Origin of the sequence: Streptomyces sp. 8L, from assembly GCF_020176795.1 — a bacterium.
Lineage (GTDB): Bacteria > Actinomycetota > Actinomycetes > Streptomycetales > Streptomycetaceae > Streptomyces.
On the sequence record NZ_JAIUKE010000608.1, the window covers coordinates 1 to 5,781 of the forward strand.

At 75.7% G+C, this 5,781-nt stretch carries 5 protein-coding genes; 2 read left to right on the forward strand and 3 right to left on the reverse strand.

The features are described 5' to 3' along the window. Window positions 1-447 precede the first annotated feature (447 nt). Window positions 448-2,052 (forward strand): FAD-binding oxidoreductase, encoded by a 1,605-nt coding sequence (locus LCE31_RS35610; RefSeq protein ID WP_225021976.1) that lies wholly within the window; start codon window positions 448-450, stop codon window positions 2,050-2,052. 514 nt (window positions 2,053-2,566) lie between these two features. Here LCE31_RS35610 and LCE31_RS35615 read toward each other — a convergent pair. From LCE31_RS35615 to LCE31_RS35625, 3 genes are all read right to left on the reverse strand, one after another. Further along, window positions 2,567-3,700 carry a hypothetical protein gene (locus tag LCE31_RS35615; RefSeq protein WP_225021970.1) on the reverse strand — a complete coding sequence of 378 codons (1,134 nt, stop codon included), beginning with the start codon at window positions 3,698-3,700 and terminating at the stop codon, window positions 2,567-2,569. Between the two features lie 18 nt (window positions 3,701-3,718). After that, window positions 3,719-4,762, reverse strand: a complete 1,044-nt coding sequence (locus LCE31_RS35620) for a rod shape-determining protein (RefSeq protein WP_225021972.1) — start codon at window positions 4,760-4,762, stop codon at window positions 3,719-3,721. Between the two features lie 141 nt (window positions 4,763-4,903). Next, on the reverse strand, window positions 4,904-5,551 hold the full coding sequence (locus tag LCE31_RS35625) for a hypothetical protein (RefSeq protein WP_225021974.1): 648 nt from the start codon (window positions 5,549-5,551) through the stop codon (window positions 4,904-4,906). 111 nt (window positions 5,552-5,662) lie between these two features. Between LCE31_RS35625 and LCE31_RS41580 the strand changes: the two genes are divergently transcribed. Next, on the forward strand, window positions 5,663-5,781 hold a 119-nt coding region (locus LCE31_RS41580), incomplete at its 3' end, for an SCO2400 family protein (RefSeq protein WP_441349432.1).

The window sequence follows — 5,781 nt, forward strand, 5'->3', positions numbered from 1 at the left end:
CTTCTGCACCGCCCGCTGCTCCTGCGGATGGCGCGGCCCCGCCCGCAGATCGCGCGACCTCGCCCGCACCGACGCCCGCACGCACGAGACGGCTCCCTGACCCGCGCCTCCCGAGCCAACCCGTCGCGGCCCCGGCCAACCCGACCGCGATGCGGCCGGTTCGCGGCCTCGGCCGCCGCATCGCCGCCCGCGGCTCCCCGCTCTCCCCGGCACCCCCTCTCCCGGCCGCCGGGCCTCCCTCGTACCGTCTGTACCGTCTGGTACTGGCGAAGGACGCTCCCCCACGGGACATCCCCCATCTCCAGGTCCTTCGCGGGAGGGTCACCACGCATGAGCAGTCCCAGGGACCGCGCCGCGGGCACGGCAGCCCCGACCGGCGCGGCGAGCACGGACGCCGTCACGAGCGGCGCCGGAGGCCGCTTCGCCGTACGCCCCGGCGGGCGGCCGATGCCACGCAGAGGCGTGCTCACCGCCGCCGCGGCCCTGGCCGCGACCGCCGCCACGGGGACACTCGCGGGCTGCGACAGCGGCGGCACCGGCGGGGCCACCGGCCACAGTTCGCCCCCAGGCGGCGGCAGCGGTGCGACCGGCACGACACCGTCAGGGAGCGCCTCCCCCGGCGCGCCGACCTGGTCCGCGCTCGGCAAGGGCCTGGACGGCGACCTCGTACGGCCCGGCGACGCGGACTACCCGACCGCCCGTCAGCTCTACAACACGCGCTTCGACGGCCTGAAGCCCGCGGCCGTCGCCTACGTCACCGGCGAGGACGATGTCAAGGAGTGCCTGGCGTTCGCGCGGACGCACCGCACACCGGTCGCGATCCGCAGCGGCGGCCACTCGTACGCCGGCTGGTCGAGCGGCAACGGCCGCCTCGTCATCGACATATCCAGGCTCGACTCCCTCGATGGCGCAGCGGGCGACGGGGTGGTGGGCGCGGGCGCCAGGATCGCCGACGTCTACCGGACCCTCACCGGCAAGGGCCGTACGATCCCGGCCGGCTCCTGTCCGACCGTCGCCGTCTCCGGGCTGACCCTCGGCGGCGGACACGGCGTCACCTCCCGCGCGTACGGACTCGCCTGCGACAGCCTCGAATCCGCCACCCTCGTCACGGCCGACGGCACCACGCTCACCGCCGACGCCACCCACAACAGCGACCTGTTCTGGGCGCTGCGCGGCGCGGGCAACGGCAACTTCGGCGTCGTCACCTCCCTGCGCTTTCGCACCCACCCCGCGCCCGAGGGCGTCGTCGCGTTCATGAGCTGGCCCTGGGCCAAGGCCGACGCGCTCCTCGCGAGCTGGCAGGAGTGGGGCCCCGACCAGCCGGACGAGATCTGGTCGTCGCTGCACTTCGACGCCGGCCCCGGCGGGGTCGCGCCCACGGCGTCCGTCTCCGTGTTCTCGCTCGGCACCGAGGGCGACCTGCACAACGCGGTCGACCGCCTCGCCGACCAGGCCGGAGGCCCCGGACCCGCGAGCTCCGTCTCGCTGAAGAGCCGGAGTTTCGAGGACGCCATGGAGGTGTACGGCGGATACTCCGGCCTGACGTCCCAGCAGACCAGGCTGGTCGGCAGCGTCCCGGGCCGCTCGGCGCAGGGCGCGTTGCGGCGCGACACGTACGCGGCGGCCTCCGACTTCTACGACAGGTCCATGAGCCCGGCGGGCCGGCAGGCGCTGCTCGGCGCGGCCGAGGCGTTCACCCGGCTGCCCGCCTCGCAGGGCGGCGGCGGTTCGCTCCTGCTGACGGCGCTCGGCGGGGCGGTGAACCGGGTCGACCCGGCCGCGACGGCGTTCACGCACCGCCGCTCCCGGATGCTCGCGCAGTACGTGGCGTCCTGGCAGCCCGGCGGTACGGGCAGCGCCCACCAGTCGTGGCTGCGCTCCACCCACACGGCGATGCGCCGGTACGCGTCGGGCGCGGCGTACCAGAACTACACGGACCCGACGCTGACGGACTGGCGCACCGCCTACTACGGCCAGGGGGTCGAGAGGCTCACCCGCCTGAAGAAGCAGTACGACCCGGACCGCCTCTTCGACTTCCCGCAGGCGCTGTAGGCGGATGCCCGGACGTTCAGACGTTCGGGCGCCCGGACCTCCGGGCATCCGGGCCGCGCCCGTCTCGGTGAGCGCCCCCACCGGTCCGCTCCCCCGTACGGCTCACCGGCGTTGCCGCGGGGGGCGGCTGCGGATGGCCTTGACCCATGGCCGATGCCCCGCCCCCCTCCGTACGCCGTACCCCTGCACTGGTCGCGGCCGCCGCCGCGCGGCTCGTCCTGCTCGCCTCGGCGACCGCCACAGCCGTGGACCGGCCCACGCAGCCGCGGAAACTGACGCTGATCAGCACGGCGAACGGCGCGGCCCTGGCGGACGCGCACGGCAACCCGCTCTACCTGCGGGAGGCCGACAAGCCGAACACACCCGGCTGCACCGGCCGGTGCGCGGCGGAGTTCCCCGCCGCGGTCGGCGCCGCGGCGCGGGGCCACGGCGTGACGGCCGAGATCGGCCACACCCCGCACCACGCCCACGGCAGCGACCTGCCGCAGGTCCTCTACGCCCGGCACCCGCTCTACTACTGCGCGAAGGACCGGCCGAAGCGTCCGCGCGGCCAGGACGTCGACGGCTTCCGCCTCGTGGCGCCGGACGGAAGCCCCCTGCCGACGGGCGAGATCGGCACGGCGACATCGCGCCCCGAATCCCCGGCGCCCCGCCGGGCGACACCCCCTGCGACGCACCGTCCGGCGACGCCGTCGCACCGCACGAGCGCGAGCGCGAGCGCGGGTACGGGCGCCCGTACCCGCGCGGATACGGGCACGAGCGCGCATACGCGTACGGAGGCGCGTACGGACGTGACGCCCCGCGCCACCCAGCGTGCGACGCGGGCCCCGGTCGGTGCGCTCCAGGCGACGCCGTCGGGCGCGGCGAGCGGCGGCGCCGTACATCCCGTCACCGCGACGGCGGCGGGCCCCCCCCCGGCGCCGGGCGCCGGCCGGGTGTCCCGCGCGGTGGGCGCCCCGGCGGCGGGGGCCGCCTTGCAAAACACGCCTCGCGCCCTCCCGGCGCCGGGGCCCACCCCGCCGCCCGGGGCCGCTGGTGGGCCGTCCCCGCGCTTCCCCCGCACCCGCAGCGTGCCGAACACCTCGTCGGCGACCCGTACCGGCACCTCTGCGGTGGCACCGGCCTCGTCGGCGCCCGCCGAGAACAGCTCGGTGAGCGCCGCGTTCTCCGGCTGTACGACGCCGAGTTCGCCGTAGACGGCCCCGACCAGCTCGACCGCCGCCTCCACGATGTACTGGAGTGTGACACCGAGTTCGAGATCCGTGCCGATGCCGAGGACGGATTCGAGCAGCACCGGCAGCCGGTCGGTGCCCGCCGAGAGGCCGTGCCCGAGACCGTCACGCGTCCGCTCCGAGTGCCCGTCGCCCGCGGGCCCTTCACCGTGGCGCGGCTCCTCGACACCGGGCGCGATCTCGCCCGATGCGCCCTCGTCCGGTTCTTCGATGCCCGGTGTGGCCTCGTCCGGTTCTTCGATGCCCGATGCGGCCTCGCTCGGCTCTCCGACCTCCGGTGCGGCCTCGCCCAGTTCTGCGATGCCCGAGGCGGCCTCGCTCGGCTCTTCGACCTCCGGTGCGGCCTCGTCAGGGGCTGCGTCCTCGCCCGGCCGCCCGCAGGGCAGGGCGTCCTCGTCGTGGCCTCGGCCTGGCACGGTGGCGGGGGAGCGGGGTCAGTGCGCCTCGGCCATCGGGTCGGTGTCCAGCGGCGCGACCCTGCCCTCCAGCATCGCTCCCATCCCGAGGATGGTGCACACGTCGGGCCGCTCCGCGATCGCCACCGGCATCCCGGTCGCCTCGCGCAGCATGGTGTCGAGGCCCGGCAGCAGCGCGCTCCCGCCGACCATCTTGATGCCCGAGTCCGCGAGGTCCGCGACCAGATCGGGCGGGCACTCGCGCAGGACGCGCCCGATGCCGTCCTTCACCGCGGTCAGCGGGGTGTAGATCGCCTCGCGCACCGCCGCGGTGTCCACCTTCACCGTGCGCGCCACGCCCGTGGCGACGTCCCGGCCGTGGATCTCCATCGTCGTCGGGCCCTCCGCCGCCAGGGTGCTGTCGCGCAGCGCCAGCTGGATGGCGCGTACGGACTGGCTCGGCAGGACCAGCTCGTGGTGGTGGCGCAGGTGCTGGACCACTGCCTGGTCGATGGCGTTGCCGCCGACCGCGATGCGCTGCGCCGTCACGATGGAGCCCAGCGACATCACCGCCACCTGCGTGGTCGCGGCCCCGCACATGATGATCATGGTGGCGGTCGGGTCCTCGACGGGCAGCCCGCAGCCGACGGCCGCGGCGATCACCGTGTCCACCAGCTCGACCCGGCTCGCGCCGAGGCCCACGAGCGTCTCGATCGCGGCACGCTGCGACAGCGGGTCGCTGTCGTGCGGCGTGGAGGCCGCGGCCCGCAGCCGGGGCTTGCGGCGCAACTGGCGCCTCAGCTTGTCGCCGAGCAGGTGGCGCAGCATGCGCTGGGCCATCTCGATGTCGATGACGGTGCCGCCCGCCACCGGGTGTGCGACGCGGATGTAGTGGGGCGTACGGCCAGTCATCTGCTCCGCCAGGGTGCCGACGGCGATCAGCGATCCGGTACGGGTGTTGACGGCGGCGCAGCTCGGCTCGTCGACGACGAGGCCGGCCCCCTTCACGAAGACCCGGGTCCGGGCGGCTCCCATGTCGACGGCGATGTGGCAGCGGCGCAGGTTCTCAAGACTGACGGTCACGGCGGATCTCCCGAGCGGCAGGGACGGTCACCGGCGGCGCGGGCCCCGGTCGATACGTGAAATCCTGCTGCGACACGCCGCCCGGCGCGCGCTGGACTGCGCCGGGCGGCGTACGGCACGGGGCGCGCCCCCGGTGGGCGCTCAGGCTGGCGCCCACCGTTGCAGGAGCCCCCAGGTGAATTCGGCCACGTGCTCCGTACGGTCGACCGGGCTCGTGTCGCCCCCGGCCGGCGCGGGCGCGCCCCCGACCGGCCTCGCGGGCGCGCGAAACGCCAGCCCGAAGCGGGTCGGCGCCGTGCCCTCAAGGGGTCTGGCGGGCGGGAAGGCGCGGGCGAGTTCGTCCACGGTGCACCCCCAGGGCCGCAGGTCGGCCGCGGTCGACAGAGCAGGGGCGGGCGCGCCGGGCGCCCGTACGAGCCACTCGTTCCAGACCGCGCCGCCGGGCGCCACCATGATCTCGAAACGCAGGTCGGGCCAGAGCGGTACGGGCCACTGGAAGGCGTCGCACTCCAGGTCGCCGACGCGGCGGCGGAACGCGCGCGCCGGCTCCCCGAGCACCGAGCGGTACCGGGCACGGGCACCCCGGCCGCGCGGCGAGCGCACCATCGCCTGCCAGCGGCGGTTGGCCTCCCGCAGATCGGCCCGCGAGGCGCCCAGCGCGCGCCGGGCCTCGTCGACGAGGTCCGGCTGGTGGTCCGCCATCCTGCGCAGCAGGACGAGCTGGAAGGAGCGCGGCCCGAACGCGTCCCCGGGTGCGGTGCCTGAGGTGCCTGAGGTGCCTGAGGTCATGGGGCCATCCTCCCCAATCGGGCGGCACGGCGGGGGACACGGGGTTCCACACAGGATCTCCACACGTGCGGCTGTCTGTGGTGTCGTCACAGCGCGTAGCCTTCCAGCGCCATGGACTACTGCGACCGGTGCCGACGACACCTCAACGGTGCGCTGGCCTGCGCCGGATGCGGCACGCCCGCGGAGGACCTGCGCACGGGCCCCCGCCCAGGGCCGGCCCCGGGCCCCGC

Excerpts from the sequence above, each read along its gene's own strand:
- LCE31_RS35610 (WP_225021976.1), top strand. The coding sequence starts at position 448 with ATGCCACGCAGAGGCGTGCTCACCGCCGCCGCGGCCCTGGCCGCGACC.
- LCE31_RS35625 (WP_225021974.1), bottom strand. The coding sequence starts at position 5,551 with ATGACCTCAGGCACCTCAGGCACCTCAGGCACCGCACCCGGGGACGCG.